General features: G+C 31.9%; 18 protein-coding genes and 2 tRNA genes. All 20 read right to left on the minus strand.

Annotated elements, in window-relative coordinates; genetic code table 11:
- Window positions 1-276: 276 nt before the first annotated feature.
- On the minus strand, window positions 277-696 hold the full coding sequence (locus F0310_RS01830; protein WP_182117267.1) for an HIT family protein: 420 nt from the start codon (window positions 694-696) through the stop codon (window positions 277-279).
- Between the two features lie 39 nt (window positions 697-735).
- Window positions 736-2,097 (minus strand): magnesium transporter, encoded by a 1,362-nt coding sequence (mgtE, locus tag F0310_RS01835; protein ID WP_182117268.1) that lies wholly within the window; start codon window positions 2,095-2,097, stop codon window positions 736-738.
- 59 nt (window positions 2,098-2,156) lie between these two features.
- Window positions 2,157-3,581 carry an MGH1-like glycoside hydrolase domain-containing protein gene (locus F0310_RS01840; RefSeq protein WP_182117269.1) on the minus strand — a complete coding sequence of 475 codons (1,425 nt, stop codon included), beginning with the start codon at window positions 3,579-3,581 and terminating at the stop codon, window positions 2,157-2,159.
- Window positions 3,582-3,824: 243 nt separating this feature from the next.
- Entirely contained in the window at window positions 3,825-4,835 is a 1,011-nt protein-coding gene (locus F0310_RS01845) for a BMP family ABC transporter substrate-binding protein (protein ID WP_182117270.1), read from the minus strand.
- 33 nt (window positions 4,836-4,868) lie between these two features.
- Window positions 4,869-5,945, minus strand: coding sequence for a BMP family ABC transporter substrate-binding protein (locus F0310_RS01850; protein ID WP_232535934.1), 1,077 nt, complete (start codon window positions 5,943-5,945; stop codon window positions 4,869-4,871).
- Between the two features lie 361 nt (window positions 5,946-6,306).
- On the minus strand, window positions 6,307-6,456 hold the full coding sequence (locus tag F0310_RS01855; RefSeq protein ID WP_182117271.1) for a hypothetical protein: 150 nt from the start codon (window positions 6,454-6,456) through the stop codon (window positions 6,307-6,309).
- Window positions 6,457-6,741: 285 nt separating this feature from the next.
- A complete protein-coding gene (locus tag F0310_RS01860; protein WP_182117272.1) occupies window positions 6,742-7,764 on the minus strand; it encodes a BMP family lipoprotein in 1,023 nt (340 codons plus the stop codon).
- Between the two features lie 65 nt (window positions 7,765-7,829).
- Window positions 7,830-8,303 carry a 30S ribosomal protein S7 gene (gene rpsG, locus F0310_RS01865; RefSeq protein ID WP_182117273.1) on the minus strand — a complete coding sequence of 158 codons (474 nt, stop codon included), beginning with the start codon at window positions 8,301-8,303 and terminating at the stop codon, window positions 7,830-7,832.
- A gap of 12 nt (window positions 8,304-8,315) precedes the next feature.
- The gene (rpsL, locus tag F0310_RS01870; protein ID WP_182117274.1) at window positions 8,316-8,690 is read right to left on the minus strand and encodes a 30S ribosomal protein S12; all 375 of its coding nucleotides are present in this window, start codon (window positions 8,688-8,690) and stop codon (window positions 8,316-8,318) included.
- A 65-nt stretch (window positions 8,691-8,755) separates the two neighbouring features.
- Window positions 8,756-12,889, minus strand: a complete 4,134-nt coding sequence (rpoC, locus tag F0310_RS01875; protein ID WP_182117275.1) for a DNA-directed RNA polymerase subunit beta' — start codon at window positions 12,887-12,889, stop codon at window positions 8,756-8,758.
- Between the two features lie 14 nt (window positions 12,890-12,903).
- Window positions 12,904-16,371 carry a DNA-directed RNA polymerase subunit beta gene (gene rpoB, locus F0310_RS01880; protein WP_182117276.1) on the minus strand — a complete coding sequence of 1,156 codons (3,468 nt, stop codon included), beginning with the start codon at window positions 16,369-16,371 and terminating at the stop codon, window positions 12,904-12,906.
- An 84-nt stretch (window positions 16,372-16,455) separates the two neighbouring features.
- Window positions 16,456-16,824, minus strand: a complete 369-nt coding sequence (gene rplL, locus F0310_RS01885) for a 50S ribosomal protein L7/L12 (RefSeq protein ID WP_182117277.1) — start codon at window positions 16,822-16,824, stop codon at window positions 16,456-16,458.
- Window positions 16,825-16,897: 73 nt separating this feature from the next.
- Window positions 16,898-17,386, minus strand: coding sequence for a 50S ribosomal protein L10 (gene rplJ, locus F0310_RS01890; protein ID WP_182117278.1), 489 nt, complete (start codon window positions 17,384-17,386; stop codon window positions 16,898-16,900).
- A gap of 10 nt (window positions 17,387-17,396) precedes the next feature.
- Window positions 17,397-18,071 carry a 50S ribosomal protein L1 gene (gene rplA, locus F0310_RS01895; RefSeq protein WP_182117279.1) on the minus strand — a complete coding sequence of 225 codons (675 nt, stop codon included), beginning with the start codon at window positions 18,069-18,071 and terminating at the stop codon, window positions 17,397-17,399.
- A complete protein-coding gene (gene rplK / locus F0310_RS01900; protein ID WP_182117280.1) occupies window positions 18,071-18,505 on the minus strand; it encodes a 50S ribosomal protein L11 in 435 nt (144 codons plus the stop codon). The genes rplA and rplK overlap by 1 nt, the downstream gene beginning before the upstream one ends.
- Before the next feature lie 46 nt (window positions 18,506-18,551).
- Window positions 18,552-19,106, minus strand: a complete 555-nt coding sequence (gene nusG, locus F0310_RS01905) for a transcription termination/antitermination protein NusG (protein WP_182117281.1) — start codon at window positions 19,104-19,106, stop codon at window positions 18,552-18,554.
- 9 nt (window positions 19,107-19,115) lie between these two features.
- Window positions 19,116-19,286: a preprotein translocase subunit SecE gene (gene secE / locus F0310_RS01910; RefSeq protein WP_182117282.1), complete on the minus strand. Its 171-nt coding sequence runs from the start codon at window positions 19,284-19,286 to the stop codon at window positions 19,116-19,118.
- Window positions 19,287-19,312: 26 nt separating this feature from the next.
- Window positions 19,313-19,385 (minus strand) — tRNA-Trp (locus tag F0310_RS01915).
- Between the two features lie 19 nt (window positions 19,386-19,404).
- Window positions 19,405-19,584, minus strand: coding sequence for a 50S ribosomal protein L33 (gene rpmG / locus F0310_RS01920; protein WP_182117283.1), 180 nt, complete (start codon window positions 19,582-19,584; stop codon window positions 19,405-19,407).
- A gap of 21 nt (window positions 19,585-19,605) precedes the next feature.
- Window positions 19,606-19,678, minus strand: a tRNA-Thr gene (locus tag F0310_RS01925).
- Window positions 19,679-19,732 lie beyond the last annotated feature (54 nt).

The following is a 19,732-nucleotide window of genomic DNA, read 5'->3' on the forward strand; positions in this document are numbered from 1 at the left end:
ACATAAACACGAATTCACTAACATAAGATGCATATTTAGATTTTTATCAAAATAAAAATCTAAATAAAAAGAAACTTTTCCACCAAAAGCTATATTCTTTGAAATAACAAGACCGGAATCAAAAACCAAAAAAAGAAAAAATTATCAACACACACCCTAACATCACAATAAATATTAGTACCTCTGAAGGGAAAAGCACAAAGTTTAAACATAATCAGCATAAAAGCAACTAATGCATAAAAAAATTTAATTATATCTCAATGCCTTCTTTTAAAATTAAAAATTTCGCATTATTTTTTCAGACAAATCCAAAAAATCATCTTCTAAGAGATTAAAATTAGAACCTCTGCTAAAACCAAAATTATCGCCCTCAAATCTTGGAATTACATGAAAATGAGTATGAAAAATAATTTGTCCAGCTTCACGCCCAATTGAAGTATAAATATTCACTCCATCACAAATACATGAGCTCAACTTTTTTAAAGAAAGAGCTATTTTTTTACACACTCTCAATATTTGACCATTAAGATCATCACTCATAACTAAAGCATCATTGCTATGTTGCTTAGGCATAACAAGAGTATGGCCAATATTTAAAGGATTAATATCAAGAAAAGCAAGCACCAAATCATCCTCATAAACCTTATAACAAGGCATTTCACCTCTTACTATTTTACAAAAAATGCAATCCCTCAAAACTCCTCCAATCTAAAATATTAAAAATATAACTAAATCTTAAAAATAATTATAGAGTACTAACCTAGCTATATTAAAATAAGCAATTAAGGTAATAACATCAGCAATAGTAGTAATTAAAGGGCCCGCCATTAAAGCTGGATCAATTCTCAAAATCTTAGCAAAAATAGGCAAAAGACCTCCCAATACTTTTGCCACCATTAAACCTATCATCAAACATGAAGATACAACAAAAGCTATTCTAAACCTTTCACAATTTTCAGGAATCACAAAAAATACAACTCTCAAAAAGTTAATGCTAGCAAGAATTAAACCAACTAAAATACTAACACATACTTCTTTAAATAAAACACGAAAAAAATCTTTTACTTTAAGAGTTCCAAGAGCAAGTTCACGAATAATTAATGCAGAAGCTTGCGAGCCTGCATTTCCTGATGTGTCCATCAAGAGTGGTATAAAGCTAGTTAAGATAACTAAAGATAAAATCAAATTCTGATAACTTGTAATTATAGTGGCTGTTAAAGTGGAAGATATCATAAGAATCAAGAGCCAAATTATTCTATTTTTTGTCATGTCAAAAATAGAAGTATCAAGATAAGATTTACCTAAAGGAGTAACTGCAGCCATTATATGAAAATCTTCAGTATTTAAACACTGAATAACATCAAGAATATCATCAATAACGATGATTCCTATCATCCTTCCTTCATTGTCAACAACAGGAACACTTAAAATATCATGATTCTGGAAAAGAAGAGCAACCTCTTCCTTCTCATCACTAACTTTTACAATATAAAATCCACTAGTTCTCATTATTGAAGAAATAACAACATCATCTTTAGATAGCATCAAATCTTCAATTTTAACAACACCCTTCAATCTCTTCTCTTCATCTGTAATATAGTAAGTGTATACATCTTCTTTAGTCTTTGCCACTTTTCTAATATAGTCAAGGGCCTCCCTAACAGAAAAATAATCTTTAAGTTCAATATATTCTATTGTTACAATTGAACCAACAGAATCGTTACTGTAAGATAAAAATTTATTAATAATTTCTCTATTTTCCTCAGTAGAACTTGCTAAAAATCTTTGTACAACATTTGCAGGGACTTCCTCTAAAAGATCAATAACATCGTCAAGGTTTAATTCATCTATCATTTCACTTATTTCTTTGTTTGTAAAAGAATTAGCTAATTTATTTTTTGTAAATTGATCAAAATTAGAAAAAGCCTCAACCGCAACCTTCTTGGGGAGAAACCTATAAAGCAAAATTAAATCAGAACCATTGAGTCTTTTCATAGTTTCGCTAATATCAAAAGCATCATACTTTAAAAGTTCTTCCTTTATTTCAGAATATCTTTTCTCTTTAAGTAAGGTTTTTAAAAATACAATATCTATCATATTAAGCCCCCCCCCAAGATTTTAACTCTCAATAAATAATAAAAATAAACTTATTAAAACTATAACTTATCTAAAAGCATAGAGCATCTACCTGAAGGTATAGGTAGTGTCTTTTCTTTTTTATTTAATATATTTATTGTAAAGTAGTAAAGTTTTTCAGATTCCATTTTTATCTCCCATCCTCTCTTTCCCTTATTGCAAATAATTGTGGTCTGATTTTTCCTAAGAGATAAACACTCTATTCCCATAACTTCAAGAGCTGGAATATTCCAATAAACTGTTTTATCTGGCAAACTAATTGTAAGGCCAATAATATTTTCTATCATCAAACTAATACTAAAGAGAGCAAGATAACAAATAGTATCTTTTTTGGGAAGAATCTTATTCTCAACATCAAAATAAGCCGGGCCTTCTTTCATTGGTTTGTAAGCTTCCCAAACATGTCCCTTAATCTTACTATCAGGCAAGAGGGTGTCTAATACATAATACAAATGTCTTATTGTAAATTCTCTTGCAATATTTGCACGCCTACAATACTCAAGTCCCTTAATAATAAAAAAATTCATATAAGTATAAACAGAACCATAATAACCATTTCCATCTAAATTAAATTTAGAATCATCAACAGAAAGAGTAGGAAAAGGGTTTGGAGTTCCGAAGTGTTTATCGCTTTTTAAATAGAAAACCATTCTTTCTATTCTATCTTCACTTGGTATTTCAGAAAGCATAGGCAAAAATCCTACTATTGTTTTACATCTAATAATGTTCTCATGAATGTCAAGGTCATAATAAAATCCATCACTTTCATCCCACATCAAAGAATTAATCTTAGCCTTAAGAGAAAAAAACCTTTTCTTATACTCAAGTGACAAATTTTTATCATTTAATATATCTGCCAATTTTGAAATACAATATGCACTATGCACCTGCAATGAATTAAAATCAATTGGATAATAGGCATCTTCTCTGGGAGAATTCTTATAAAAAATTTTATTTACATCAATTGAATAAAGTCCATTACCTTTTAAAAATTTTTTCTCTATCCATCTATAATATTTGTCAAGAATTGGCAAAACATCAGAAATCCGCCTCTTATTGCCTGTTTTATGATATAAATTATACTCAGCCCAAGCAAAAATCGGCAATCCAATCCCATCATCATTGCCTTCAACATAAATAGCCTTATTATTATTGTCATAACGAGACCTAATTGCACCGGATTCTTCTTGAAGTTGGTAAAATTTATCAATAGTAGATGTAGGAGAATATTCTCCGTTACTGTAAACAAGAAAAAAACTTGAAAGACAAGCCTGAACTTGATCTATAAATTCAAGATTTTCAGAATAATAATTTTTCCCTTTTTTGCCCTTCTCTAAAGTTTGAGGAAAAACAATTTTATCCTGTATCCAGGACAGACTCTTATTATAAATATCAATAAAATCTTGATCATAATAGTATATTTTTGGAAATATTCTCTTATTCAATACTCAAACCTCTGAAAACAAATATAAATAAACTTCTACTTATTATATCATTATTATATTAATAAAATAGGAGTTAAACCTAAAATTTTTAGCGCATATCTATTCTTTATATAAATACAAATCTTTCAACAAAATAAAATAAAATTTAACAGCCTGATAACACAAAAAATAAAAGCTTAGGAATAATTCCTAAGCCTTAGCTAATATTAAAACAAAATTATATAAGAAACAACTATTCATCTACTAAAGAAATTCAATAAGAAAATCTTTATATTCCTTTTCATTACTTGGAACAATAATTTCCCCATTAATTATTTTATCAGAAATATCATCTAACTCTTGTTCTAATTTAAAAGGAATCATTTTAGGGTTTTTAACAAAACTCACAAACCCTTCTTTAAGGCCATAACTTAACACTCTACCCCCCTCAAAAGTATTTGTCTTCAAATAATGAGCAGTCAAAATATGCACAACCTGTCCAATATCTTTAATTGAAGATGTAATAATATTATCAGGGGCGAGAAACGACTGGTCTTGATCAACTCCAATAATATAATATCCTTCTCCCATTTCTTTTGCTACCTCAATTGCTCCCAACCCGCCTAAACCTGCAGCATGATAAATAACATCAATCCCATCACTATACATCTTACTTGCCATTGAGCGTCCAGTTTTAGTATCAGAAAAACTTCCAATATATCCACTTCGTATATTAATATCTTTATTTGCATATTTAGCACCAGCTTCATATCCATATCTAAATGAATTAACTATTAATCCATCAATTCCACCTAAAAAGCCTATCTTTCTAGTCTTAGATGTTTTAGCTGCAATATATCCTACCAAAAAAGCCGCCTCTTCGGTTCTAAAAGTTATGGCTGCTAAATTCTTGGGCAACACTACATCATCCTCATAAGCAGGATCAATGATTGCATACCTTACCTCCGGATTTTCCAAAGCTACACCAATAGAAACATTACTAAGTTTATATCCAATTAACCAAATAAAATTTGAACCATTATCCTTTAACGCTTCGATATCAGCTAAATAAGAATTTGAAGTAGACTCCTTAAGCACAACCTCCATATCAAAATCTTCTCCTAACTTCTTAGCACCTCTCCAAGCACTCTCATTAAAAGATTTATCATCAAAATGACCATCAATTAACATAGAAATTTTAGAAAAAACTCCTACATTATTAGAATTAGAACATGACAAGAAAAAAGTGAATAAAATTAAAAACAACCCTCCCATTATATTCCCCCTAAAATAAAACTAATTAAAAGTTTATAATTTTGATTTAAATAAATCAAATTCATATTTAGTAGAAGGAACAATAACTTTCTTTTCAATTATATTATTTTGAAGCTTGACTAAATCATCAACCAATTTATCACCAATAATATTAGGATCCTTAACAATATCTATGACACCTTCCTTAATTCCTTGCTCAATGACATGCCCCCCTTCAAATCTTTTATTTTTAATAGCATATGATGAAAGATTATAAATTACCTTCCCTATGTCCTTAATTACAGAAGTAATAACATTTTGAGCAGCAAGATATGATTGATCTTGATTAATTCCTATTACATAACGCCCAGTGCCAAGTTCCTTTACAGCATCAAAAACACCAATAGAAGCAAACCCTGCTACAGGGAAAATAACGTCAACACCATCATCAACATACATATGCTTAGCAACAAGCTTACTAGCACTCTTGTCAAAAATATTGAAAAGCCTCTTTGCAATTACTATTGCCCTAGGATTCGCATAAAAAGCTCCTGCTTTAAATCCAACTAAAAAATTTTCAACATATTCAACCTTAGGCCCACTTAAAAACCCAATTTTATTACGCCTGCTCATCTTAGCAGCAACATAACCAGCTAAAAACGCTCCTTCTTGAGATCTAAACCTAACACCTAAAGAATTTTTAGGCACTCTAATTTCACTTGCACTGTAATCAAAAGAATCTATAATTCCATAGAAAATACTAGGATTTTCATAAGAAAATCTTATTGAAAGATCTGAATAACGAGTCCCAATCATCCAAATAAAATTCGCGCCTTCTTTTTGTAGGTCATATATATCTTTCGTTAAAGCTTCATCCTCTGTCATATTTTCTTTGCCTTTAATAGGATAAGGCGTTAAAACTTTTTTTATAAGCTTTATTCCAAACTCATCCCTTACTTTCATGGCACCATCAAAAGCACTTTGAAAATATCCCTTATCATTAAAATCTGTCTCAGCCACAATTCCCATAATAACCTTTTTACCAGAAGACAAAGAAGAAGATGTCTCTGACTTAGTGCATGATATCAATAATAAGGAAGATAAAATAACAAAACATAAATTTTTACACAATATTATCCTCTCCTAATAAAACAAATTCAAAACATTTTTAAATCTTAATGCAACAACATTTAATAAAATATGCTTATAATGAATAGTAGAAAGAAAAATCCTCTCCTCAAACAAAAATTAATGTAAAATAATATAATAAATTATAAACTATAAATAATTAAAATTCACTATATTAATCAAAATTAATTGAAATTAAAATAGTATCACTATTTATTCGATTTTATAAACTTTTAATTTTAACACTAATATTAATATTTAATTCTAGAATACTCCTTAACGATATCAAATCCATCTTCTCTAGGAATTAATATTTCTAACATAAGTTTTTAAAATATTGGAGATTCTATTTATTTTGTGACTTCTAATTATTTAGATAAAAATAACCTTGATTGCTTAAGGCAGTGGGATTAATAAGAATAAGATATAATCTATCTTGGTCAACTCCAATAATATAATATCCTTCTCCCATTTCTTTTGCTACTTCAATTGCTCCAAGTCCTGATAGACCCATTATAGAAATATTACACTAATCCCATCTATACATTTTACTTGCCTTGAATGTCCCAATAAAAGATCAGAATCAGCCCTTGATTCATATCCATACCTAAATACCTAAATGAACTAATTACTTCACCTTCAATTCCACCTAAAAGCCTATCTTTCCAGCCTTTGTTAAAGGTTCTTTTTATTGCATCTCCAAAAAAGCTAACAAAAATGAAATAAAAATACGAAATGATTAATTAATAATATCTTTCACACAAATTAAGATATTGTAACTCAAATTATAGTATCTCTTTTAAGAAATAAATTTTGAAATAAAAGCATTATAAGACATATCATTTCTAGGAACATTAATCTCATTATTAACTATTTTGTTCTTAATCTTTAATAGACTCTCATATCCCTCCTCTTCTAGATCTATGTTTATCAACTTATTAAAAATTAAATCAAGAGCTCCGTCTTTAAGTCCAAACTCTAACATATTCCCACCATTCCATTCACCAATATCCAAATAAGACCTTGTCAAATCAAATATTACTACATCAACTCTTTTAACATATGAAAAGATTATATTATTAGGAGCAAGATATGATTGATCTTGGTCAACTCCAATAATATAATATCCCTCTCCCATTTCTTTTGCTACTTCAATTGCTCCAAGTCCTGATAGACCCGCTGCTGTAAATATTATATCAGTCCCATCACTATACATTTTATTTGCCATTGAACGTCCTAATGAGAGATCAGTAAATGTTCCCACATATTGTACATTTACATTAACATTCTTATTCGTATATTTAGCTCCTGCCTCATATCCATATCTAAATGAACTAATTATTTCACCTTCAATTCCACCTAAAAAGCCTATCTTTCCAGTCTTTGTCATTTTAGCTGCAATATGCCCTACCAAAAAGGCTCCTTCTTCAGATCTAAAATTTACATTAACCAAATTTTTAGGTAATTCTACATCTTTAGAATAAGAGCCTTCAATGATTGCATAATTAATATTAGCATTCTCTCTCGCTTTTTGTAAAAAAACATCTGTAAATTTAAACCCAAGTCCCCATATCAAACTAGAACCACTGTCCTCCAAGCCTGCAATATCCCCCAAATAATCAGAAGCCTTAGACTCTTTTTCAATAATATTCACACCAAACTCTTTTTCAAGTTGCCTCATTGCCTTAGAAGAACTCTCATTAAAACCCTTATCATCAAAGGTACCATCAACTATAACAGAAACAGTATTGGGTAATTCAGTTTCATTTTTAGGATTTGAACATCCTAAACATAAAAAAGTCAAAATAAATATTTTCAACATAAATTAACCTCCACCTAATTCAAAATAAACACAAAAAAAAGACACCTCTTAAAAAAGGTGTCTTATTACCATCTATAATGTGTAAAAGCTCTATTCGCTTCTGCCATTCTATGAGTATCTTCCTTCTTTTTAAAAGCAATTCCTGTAGAATTGTAAGAATTTACAAGCTCATTAGCTAACTTTTCTTGCATAGATCTTCCACTAGATTTTCTAGCAGCTGAAATTATCCACTTCATTGCCAAAGCTTCACGTCTCTCTTCTCTAACTTCAACAGGCACTTGATAAGTAGCACCACCAACTCTCCTGCTTCTAACTTCCACTAAAGGCTTAATATTATCTAATGCCTTATTAAAAACAGCAACCTTATCACTCTCATCAAGCTTTTCTGCAAGCATATCAATTGAGTTGTAAATAATAGCTTCACTTATTGATTTTTTACCATCATACATCATTCTGTTAACAAACTTAGCAATTACCCTAGACCTATACCTAGCATCTATTGAAATCTTTTTCTTTATTTTTCGACTCTTTCTTGACATAACTAATACCCTTTAAGCTTTAGGTCTCTTGGTTCCATATTTAGAACGCCCTCTCTTACGATTATTAACACCCAAAGCATCTTTAGCACCTCTAATAATATGGTATCTAACACCTGGCAAATCTTTAACTCTCCCTCCTCTAATAAGAACAACTGAATGCTCCTGTAAATTATGTCCAATGCCCGGAATATAAGCAGTCACCTCAAACCCATTTGAAAGCCTTACACGAGCTACCTTTCTTAAAGCTGAATTAGGTTTTTTAGGTGTAACTGTCATAACACGAGTACAAATTCCTCTTCTCTGAGGACAATTCTGAAGCGCAGGAGATGCTGTCTTTTCTTTTTGGCTTTTTCTTGGCTTCCTTATTAATTGATTAATCGTAGGCACTACTAATGCTCCCTTTTCTTAATTTTACCAATGAAATTGTAACAAATATATGATTTATTGTCAATTTAAACATCAACGTTTGTATTTTCTTTTATTTCTACTCTTTTATATAAATTCATACCCGTTCCAGTAGGAATTAAATGACCAATGACAACATTCTCTTTCAAACCTTTAAGATCATCAACCCTACCTGCAATTGAAGCATCCGTTAAAACTTTAGTAGTCTCTTGGAAAGAAGCAGCTGATATAAATGAATCTATATTAAGAGAAGCTTTAGTTATTCCAATAAGAATTGGACTAGCAACTGCAGGCTCACCTCCCTGTTCAATCACTCTCTTGTTTTGCTCATAAAAAGTATGCTTATCTACTTTCTGATTATAAACAAAATTAGTATCGCCTACAGATACAATCTTGACCTTCTTCATCATTTGCTTAATAATAACTCCAATATGTTTATCATTAATGCTTACACCTTGCTTTCGATAAACATCTTGAATTTCAGCCAACAAAAACTCTTGCAAACTAATTCCACCAAGAATTTCAAGAACATCATGAGGATTAATTCTTCCATCACAAAGCATATCTCCAGCTTTTACAATGTCTCCATCTCTAACTAAAAGATGTTTTCCAGCAGGAATATAATGTTTATGCTCAACCCCATATTCATCCAAAATATTAATAAGTCTTTTCCCCTTCTGAATTGCCTTAAACTGAACAACTCCACTTACCTTGGCCATCTCCGTCAAGTTCTTTGGAATTCTTGTCTCAAATAAATCATTAACCCTAGGAAGACCTCCAGTTATATCTTGAGTTTTCTCAGATCCTTTAGAAAGTTTAGCAATAATATCTCCAATATTAATATCTTGTCCATCTTCAACTTGAAGATAAGCATCTCCAGGAAGTACATAAGATGATATCTCAACGCCTTTATCATTAATAATTAAAATTCTAGGATCAAGAGACTCAAAAACCTGATCTGTAATTCTCTTTTCAATATTTCCTGTTTCAAGATTTATTTCCTCTTTAAGAGTTGTACCTAAAATAATATCTTTAAATTTAACTCTTCCCCTAACTTCAGCAATAATAGGCTCTGCAAATGGATCAAATGTCCCAATAACACTCCCTGCTTTAACATAATCACCCACATTAATCTCAAGTCTTGTGCCGGCCTTTAAAGGCACTTCTTGCTCTTCAGAAACAATCATAAATTTATCTTCCATAATCTTAATAAAACCAATGTAAGACGATAATACCTCTTTATCTTCTTTATCAACAAACAAAAGCATGCCTTTAATTACTTTTTGACCATCTAAGACCTTAATTTCTTTAATAAGCCTAATATCTTCCTCATAAATAACATTTATTACCTTTAAAATTCCTTTTCTTGTAAAAAGCAAACCAACATCAACATTAACATTAAACCCTTCTATCCCATTAAGAATAAAAGTATTTTTAAGTGAAATCTTATCATCTTCACTACCAGCTTGTGCAACTCCCCCAATATGAAAAGTTCTCATAGTAAGCTGTGTCCCCGGTTGTCCAATTGACTGAGCAGCAATGATTCCAACAGCTTCCCCAATATTAACAGGCTTATTATTGGAAAAATCTCTTCCATAACACTTCTGACAAACCCCATGTTCAGCCTCACAAGTTAAAACAGATCTAATTACAAGCTTATTAATACCAATAGTTTCCAACAATTTTATCTTATATTCTGTAATTTCTTCATTTACATCTAAAATAATCTCGCCCGTAATAGGGTGCTTTATTCTCTCAATTGAATAACTTCCTACAACTTTTTCTCTTAAAGACTCAACTACCTCTTCCCCATTTTTCAAGGCCTCAACTTTTATACCATTAATAGTTCCGCAATCTTCTATCCTAACAACAACATCTTGAGCAATATCTACTAATCTTCTAGTTAAATATCCAGCATCTGCCGTTTTTAAAGCAGTGTCTGCAAGTCCCTTTCTTGCACCATTTGTAGATATAAAGAATTCTATTACAGATAACCCTTCCTTAAAATTAGAAATAATTGGAAGCTCAATAATATCCCCAGAGGTTTTAGCCATCAATCCTCTCATTCCTGCAAGCTGTCTTATCTGATTCCTGCTTCCACGAGCACCAGAATCAGCCATCATGTAAATAACATTGAATCCATTTCTATCACTCTTAAGTATCTCCATCATCTTAGTAGTAAGCTCTTCGTTCGTTTTTGACCAAACAGAGATAACATTATTATATCTCTCTTCTCCAGTAATAACACCTTTAGTATAATCATTTTGTATTTTAGCAATTTCTCTGTTAGCTTTTTCCACATATATTTTCTTCTCTTGAGGTACAATAATATCACTCATACTTATTGTACATCCAAATTTAGTAGCATATTTAAATCCAAGCTCTTTAATGATATCTAACATTTCAATTACAATAGAAGAACCATGAACAACATAAACATCAGAAATTAAAGCCTGTAACTCATAATCACTAAGTGTTTTATTTACAAATTCAACATTATCTGGCAAAGCTTCATTAAAAACAACACGACCAGATGTAGTTTCAATATAATCACCATTAACCTTCACGTAAATCTTAGCATTATAATCTAAACTCTTATTATTCACTGCAAGAAGAACATGATTGAAATTCAAGAACTTACGTCCTTCACCAACTACACCCTTTTTCTGCATTGTTAGGTAATAAAGACCCAAAACAATATCCTGAGACGGAAATACAATAGGATGTCCATTTGCTGGGTTTAATAAATTATTAGTTGATAACATCAAAGCCCAACTTTCAGCTTGTGCAGCTGGAGTTAAAGGAACATGGACAGCCATCTGATCTCCATCAAAATCAGCATTATAAGCATGACAAACAAGAGGATGTAACTTTATTGCCTTACCCTCAACTAAAACAGGTTCAAAAGCTTGAATTCCTAATCTATGAAGTGTTGGGGCCCTGTTTAAAAGTACAGGATGTTCTTTAATAACATCGTCTAAAATTTGCCATACCTCATCTACCTCTTGCTCAATCAAACTTTTTGCCCTCTTTATATTAAATACAGATTCACTCTCGATTAACCTTCTAATTACAAAAGGCTTAAAAAGTTCAAGTGCCATTTTTGAAGGAATACCACACTGATGAAGCTTAAGTTCAGGACCAACAACAATTACAGAACGACCAGAATAATCAACTCTCTTACCAAGAAGATTTTGTCTAAACCTACCTTGTTTACCCTTTAATGCGTCAGACAAAGATTTAAGTGGTCTGTTGGATGACCCCTTAACAACTTTTCTCTTGTGAGAATTATCAAAAAGAGAATCAACTGATTCTTGCAGCATTCTTTTTTCATTTCTAACAATAATCTCAGGCGCATTCAGAAGTAAAAGCTTTCTTAAGCGATTATTCCTATTTATAACTCTCCTATAAAGGTCATTTAAATCAGAAGTTGCAAACCTACCCCCATCAAGCTGAACCATAGGTCTGATTTCTGGCGGAATAACAGGAAGAACATCCATAATCATCCATTCCGGTTTATTTCCAGAAATTTTAAAGTTCTCAATAATTTCAAGTCGCCTTAAAAGCTTTTTATCCGTCTTGTCATCTTTATCAATCATTTGAACCCTAAGCTTAGATGAAAGCTCATCAAGATCAAGATTTTCAAGTAAAGTTTTAATTGCCTCAGCTCCCATTGAAGCATTAAAAGACATCCCATATCTTTCTCTTGCCTCAGAATATTCATCTTCATTTAAAAGTTGCATCTTCTTAAGATCAGTATCTCCTGGTTCAATTACAATATATTTTTCATAATAAAGAATAGAATTTAAATTAGAGGCCGTAATATCAAGTAAAAGACCTATTCTAGAGGGAATATACTTATAGTACCAAATATGAGCAACAGGAGCTGAAAGTTCAATATGCCCCATCCTTTCACGCCTAACTTTAAAATGTGTTACCTCAACATTACAACGATCACAAATAATACCCTTATATCTTACAGATTTAAATTTACCACAATAACATTCCCATTCTTTTGTTGTTCCAAAAATTCTCTCACAAAAAAGCCCATCTTTTTCAGGCCTCAAAGTTCTATAGTTAATAGTTTCAGACTTTTTAACCTCACCATAAGACCAATTCCTAATTTGATCAGGTGACGCTATTTTTATTTTTATTTTTTCAAAATCTTTTATTTCTTTCATAGAAACCTCAAAACCTAAGTTTTATTAATTAATTCCTCTTCCTTCTCTGTTAAAGGAACTTGATCTCCTTTATCGTCATAAATTGACAAATCAAACCCCAGCCCTCTTAACTCTTGCAACAAAACATTAAAAGATTCAGGAATTCCAGATACATTAGTAGGTATGCCCTTAACAATATTCTCATATATTTTAACTCTTCCTGACATGTCATCCGATTTTACTGTTAACAACTCCTGGAGAGTATGAGCAGCCCCATATGCTTCAAGTGCCCAAACTTCCATTTCTCCAAGTCTTTGCCCTCCAAATTGAGCTTTCCCTCCAAGAGGTTGCTGTGAAACAAGCGAATAAGGGCCTGTAGACCTTGCATGCATCTTATCATCAACAAGGTGATGAAGCTTAAGCATATATATAACTCCAACCATAACCTCATTTTCAAACTGTTCTCCTGTATATCCATCATATAAAATTTCCTTTGATGTTTCATTAAATCCAGCTTTTCTTAAATTTTCCTGTATTTGTTCATTTGTAGCAGACTCAAAAACAGGAATATCATAATACTCACCAAGATATTTGCCAGCAAGCCCAAGCTGTGATTCCATTAATTGCCCAATATTCATACGAGAAGGAACCCCTAAGGGGTTTAAACATATATCAAGAGGCGTTCCATCAGAAAGATAAGGCATATCTTCAACAGGAAGAATTTTTGCAACTACTCCCTTATTTCCATGTCTTCCAGCCATTTTATCCCCTTCTTTAAGCTTTCTTTTCTTAGCAATATAAACTTTCAATATTTCATCAACCCCCGGGGGAAGATTTCCAACATCATCCTTTGTTATCCTTTGTACATCAATTACAGTGCCCTCAGTACCATGCGGAACTTTCAATGAATTATTTTTAACATCTTTTGCTTTTTCGCCAAAAATAGATGTCAAAAGCTTAAATTCAGGAGTAATATCTCCTTCTGACTTTGGCGTAACTTTACCAACCAAAATATCACCTGGTTTTACATAAGTTCCTATTATTATAATTCCATTTTCATCTAACTTACTCAATATCTTCGAACTTACATTAGGGATATCTGCCGTGACCTTTTCAGGTCCAAGCTTAGTTTCTCTTACTTCGATACTAAACTCTTTAATGTGAATTGAAGTATAAAGATCTTCTTTTACAATTCTCTCAGATATTAATATAGCATCTTCATAATTAAATCCATTCCAAGGAATAAAGCCAACCAGCAAATTATTTCCAAGAGCAAGTTCACCGTATCTAGTAGCAGGGCCGTCTGCAATTATTTCACCCACACTAACCTCTTGGCCCTCTTTAACTAAAACTGACTGATTAAAAGAAGTATCTTGATTTGTTCTCTCATATTTAGAAAGATAATATTCATCTAAATCAGAAGCACCATTAGCTTCACTAGGTCTTATAATTATTTTTTTGTTTGTTGCCAATATGACCGTTCCTGCTCTCCTTGCCTTAATAACAACGCCAGAATATTTAGCAACTACTCTTTCCATACCAGTACCAACAATAGGTGGCTGTGGAAACAATAAAGGTACTGCCTGCCTCTGCATGTTTGAACCCATAAGAGCACGGTTCGCATCATTATGTTCAAGAAAAGGTATTAATGCAGAAGAAACAGAAATTAACTGCCTAGGAGAAACATCCATATAATCTATATTTTTTGGAACCATAGTAGTATAATCACCAGAAATCCTAACAGAAATTAAATCTTCAATATAGTTACCATCAGCATCAACATCAGCATTTGCCTGTGCAATACTTTTCTTTTCTTCATCAATTGCAGACAAATATTCTATTTCATGAGTAACCTTCCCATCAACCACTTTTCTGTAAGGAGTTTCTAAGAATCCATAATCATTTACTCTAGCATAAGTAGCTAAAGAAACAATAAGACCGATATTAGGTCCTTCAGGAGTCTCAATAGGACACATCCTGCCATAATGAGTATAGTGAACATCTCTTACTTCAAAACCTGCACGATCTCTTGACAGTCCTCCAGGACCCAAAGCATTAAGTCGCCTTTTATGTGTTAATTCAGCTAAAGGATTAACTTGGTCCATAAACTGTGAAAGCTGACTAGTTGCAAAAAATTCCTTAACAGCAGAAACAATAGGTTTAACACTTATCAATTCCTGAGGTTTAAGATTAAATACCTCTTTATTAGACATTCTATCCCTTGCAATTTTTTCTACTCTTGTCATTGCTCCCTTATATATATTTGTAAGTAATTCACCAACAGAACGAACTCTTCTATTGCCAAGGTGATCAATATCATCAAGAGTATCATGACCATCATATATCCTTAAAAGATGAGCTATAGTATTTACAATATCTGTCATAGTAAGAACAGAAGTTGTTAAATCATCAAGTCCAAATTTTTTAGAAAGCTTATATCGACCCACATGCCCAAGATCATATCTCTTCTCTGAGAAGAATACTGTTCTTAAGTCATTCTCAGCACTATCAATAGAGATTGGTTCTCCAGGCAAAAGTACATTATAAACAGCAAGCATCACTGATTCCCGTGAAAGTTCCTTAAACCCATCTTTTAAAGAAAAATAAGCATCTTCTTTTTCAAAGCAATTTAAAATAATATCAGAACTAATAAAATATTTTCCAGGAACACTATCATAGCCATCAAAATCAATAAGTTTTATTTGTTTTATTCCATTTTGAAAAAAATCTTCAACATCTTGTAAAGTTATCTTATCACCAGCTCGATAAGTCATATTTTCTTTTATATTAATATTTACGGCTAAATATTGACCTGCAATTTCTCTTTTTGTATCTTCATTTACCTCAATTTTTCTAATTTTATAAAAAGTATCTATTATTTTCTCTCGAGTATCTAGCCCTAAGGCTCTTAAGAAAAGAGTAACAAGTATTCTCTTCTTCCTATCTATCTTAACATAAAGGTAATCTTTTTTTGAATCAATCTCAAATTCTAGCCAAGAACCACGATAAGGAATAATGCGAGCAAAATACAAATCCCTTTCCCTATAAAAAACAACCCCAGGAGACCTATGTATTTGAGATACAATTACCCTCTCTGCTCCATTGACAATAAAAGTACCCCTATTGGTCATTAAAGGAATGGTACCCAAGTATACATCTTTTTGTCTTATTTCCCCTGTTGTTAAAAACTGCAAATTTAACCTTATCTTCAAAACAGCCTCATAGCTTTGTCCTTTCCTCTTACATTCTTTCTCTGTAAAACTAAGAGAATCATCCTCAATGTAGTATTTCTCATACTCAAGAGCAACTTCACCATTACTACTTTTTATAGGAAAAACATTTCTAAAAACAGATTCAAGTCCCTCATTAAGCAAAGGTTCTTTATTTTTTAATCTCTCAAGCTGCAAAAATTTCTCATAAGAATTCAATTGTATTTCAATTAGGTTAGGCAAGTCTAAAATTTCTTCTGCCTTGCCTTGTCCTAGATGAACCCTTTTTATCATTAAAAGACTCCTTTTTAAGACACAATAAACCACACACTAACAAACCAGTATGTGGAATAACAAATCTGAAATATTTTTAATACTCTATTTAAATTCAACTTTTGCACCAACTGATTCTAATCTCTTCTTTATCTCCTCAGCATCTACCTTTGAAACACCTTCTTTAACTGCCTTAGGAGCAGCCTCAACTAAAGCCTTAGCTTCTCCAAGTCCAAGTCCAGTAATAGCTCTTACCTCCTTAATAACATTAATCTTACTATCTCCAAAAGATAAAAGAACTACATCAAATTCTGTTTGCTCTTCCCCACCACTACCCACAGTACCAGGTACTGTAGCAACAGTAGCAGCAGCAGTAACACCAAATTTTTCCTCAATAGCTGCTACAAGGTCAACAACCTCAGTTGTTTTGGCTTCTTCAAGCCATGTTAAAATATCTTCTTTACTTAGTGACATATTAACTTAACTCCTTTTATATGTATTCTAAACAGCGATAGCATGCACTTAATTAAGACTAACACCGCTTTTATTAAACTTTAATATCAGATAAAACCTTTAACGTCCTTGCAAGCTTAGAAATTGGAGCTTTAAGTACACTTGCAAATAAAGAAAGAGCCTCTTTCTTAGTAGGAAGCTTCCCATACTCATTAAGTCTAGCCTCATCATAAATTTCACCTAAAATAAACCCACCCTTAACCTTTAAGGTGCTCTCTTTAACAAATTCATAAAAAATCTTTACAATTGAATTGGCCTCTTCAACAGCAGTAACAACAGCTGTTGGCCCTAAAAGATAAGAATCAAGGCCATTTATTTGCTTCTCTTTCAAAACTCTCTTCATTATATTATTTTTAACAACCTTTAAATTACCCTTTTCATTTTCTATTCTATTCCTAAGCCTAGTAAGTTCCGCTACTGTTAATCCTCTGTAATCTAGAAAAAAAATATTATCTTTACCATCTAGAAAGCCTTTAAACAAATTAAACATTTCTACCTTTTTAGGATTTATCCTTGCACTCATAAACCAACTCCTAAACAAAATCAATCTTCATAGAAGGTCCCATAGTAGATGAAATATAAACACTATCCACAAAAGTACCCTTTAAATCACTAGGTCGTTTCTTAAGTAATTCTTTAATAAACTCATCATAATTTTCTATTATCTTCTTATTATCCATAGAAGATTTACCAATAGAAAAATTTATTACACCGTTTTTATTTGCTCTATATTCTATGCGTCCCTTCTTAAGACTAATAATTGCGCCTTTAACATCATTTGTCACTGTTTGTGTCTTAGGGTTTGGCATTAAACCCCTTTTGCCTAAAATAGGCCCAAGCTTACCTACTTCCTTCATCATATCAGGAGTAGCAACAACAATATCAAATTCATCAAATCCACTCTTAATCTTATTAATAAAATCATCATCACCAACATAAGTAGCACCAGCTTCCCTAGCCTCTTCTGCCCTATCCCCTTTTGCGAATACAAGTATTCTTTTCTCTTTCATAAATTGATTTGGCAAAACGATTGTATCTCGAACTGTATGACTCTTCTTTAAGTTAAGATTAATAGAAACATCTATAGTTTCATCAAACTTAACAAATTTAATTTCCTTCAATAAGGATATTGCATCATCTACACTATAAGATTTAGACTTATCTATTTTAGCCAAAGCCTGCATATATTTTTTCCCAACTTTAGCCATTATTTTTCCACCTCAACACCCATTGAACGAGCACTTCCCGCAACAATCTTAAACGCAGCTAACTCCGTCTTTGCATTTAAATCAGGCATTTTAGCTTTTGCAATTTCTGCTAATTTTTCCTTTGATATAGTTCCAACTTTGTCTGTATTAGATCTCTTAGAGCCTGTTTCAATTCCAATTGCCTTCTTAATTAAGACAGAAGCAGGAGGAGTTTTAACAATAAATGAAAAACTTTTATCGCTATAAACAGTAATAATAACAGGAACAACAATCCCTGATTCCATTTTAGCTGTTCTTTCATTAAATTCTTTAACAAACTGAGGCCCGTTTACACCATGAGGCCCAAGCGCCTGACCTATTTTAGCACCGGGAACAGCTTGCCCCGCTGGAACTTGCAATTTAACCCAAGCAATTTCTTTTTTCTTCTTAGACATAAATAACTCCTTATGGTAATAACGCTCTTAAAGCTCCCATTAATTATCAAATTTTCTCTATGTGTTGAAAATCGACTTCAACAGGGGTTGATCTCCCAAAAATTTGAACTGCAACCTTTAACTTTTTTTTCTCATAATCAATAGATCCAATAGCACCTTCGAAAGAATCAAAAGGTCCACCCTTAATTCTAACTCTCTCTCCTTCCTCAAAATCATAAAGTATAAAAATAGATTTATCTGCTTTAATCTCTCCAGTAAGCATAAATACATTCTTAACTTCATCATCACTAATAGGAAGAGGTTTCTGTTCCTTGCCAGTACCAACAAAACTTATAACACCCTGTATTTTAATAAGACTAGCCACAGTATCCTTCCATCCCACTTCAGGAAGATCTAATTCAACTAAAATATATCCCGGCCAAATCCTCCTTTCTCTCACTCTTTTTTTTCCATTTTTAATTTCTTCTACCCTTTCAATAGGGGCTCTAACATCCAAAACTTCACTACCTAAAACACCATCATTTATTAAGAGTTTTATCTCTTGTTCTATCTTTTTTTCATATTGGGAAAAAGTCTGTAATACATACCATGCTCTAGACATAATTTCCCCTTAAAAAACATAAGATATAGCAAGATACATAACATAATCTACTACACCCAAAAAAATTGAAATAAAAAATACTAACCAAAAAACTTGCTTTCCATTACCTATTACTTCGCTATATTTAGGCCATGTTATTTTTTTAAGCTCTAACACACTTTCTCTAATAAATTTAAACACTAAAAGCCCCTTAATATTTAAGACAACAGGTCAGGAGGGATTCGAACCCCCAACATGCAGTTTTGGAGACTGCCGTTCTACCATTAGAACTACTGACCTATGACTCACAGTTATACAGTTATTTTATCTTCCCCTCTTTATGAAGAGTATGTTTTCTAAGAATCGGACAATATTTCATTAATTCTAATTTTTCTTGCCTATTACGCCTATTTTTAGTAGTTGTATAATTTCTAATACCTGTCTCTTCGCAAATTAAAGCTATAAGCTCAATAGCGCTCTTTCCTTTTTTTTTACCCATAACAAAATACCTCTGTATAAAAGCCCCCAATCGGAATTGAACCGATGACCCCCACCTTACCATGGTGGTGCTCTACCAGCTGAGCTATAAGGGCGTTACTTCCCTTGAAAATAAACTCTTGTATCATGTTAATTGATTATCCCAAAAA

This window comes from Borrelia sp. A-FGy1, assembly GCF_014084025.1.
In the GTDB taxonomy this organism is placed as follows: Bacteria; Spirochaetota; Spirochaetia; order Borreliales; family Borreliaceae; genus Borrelia.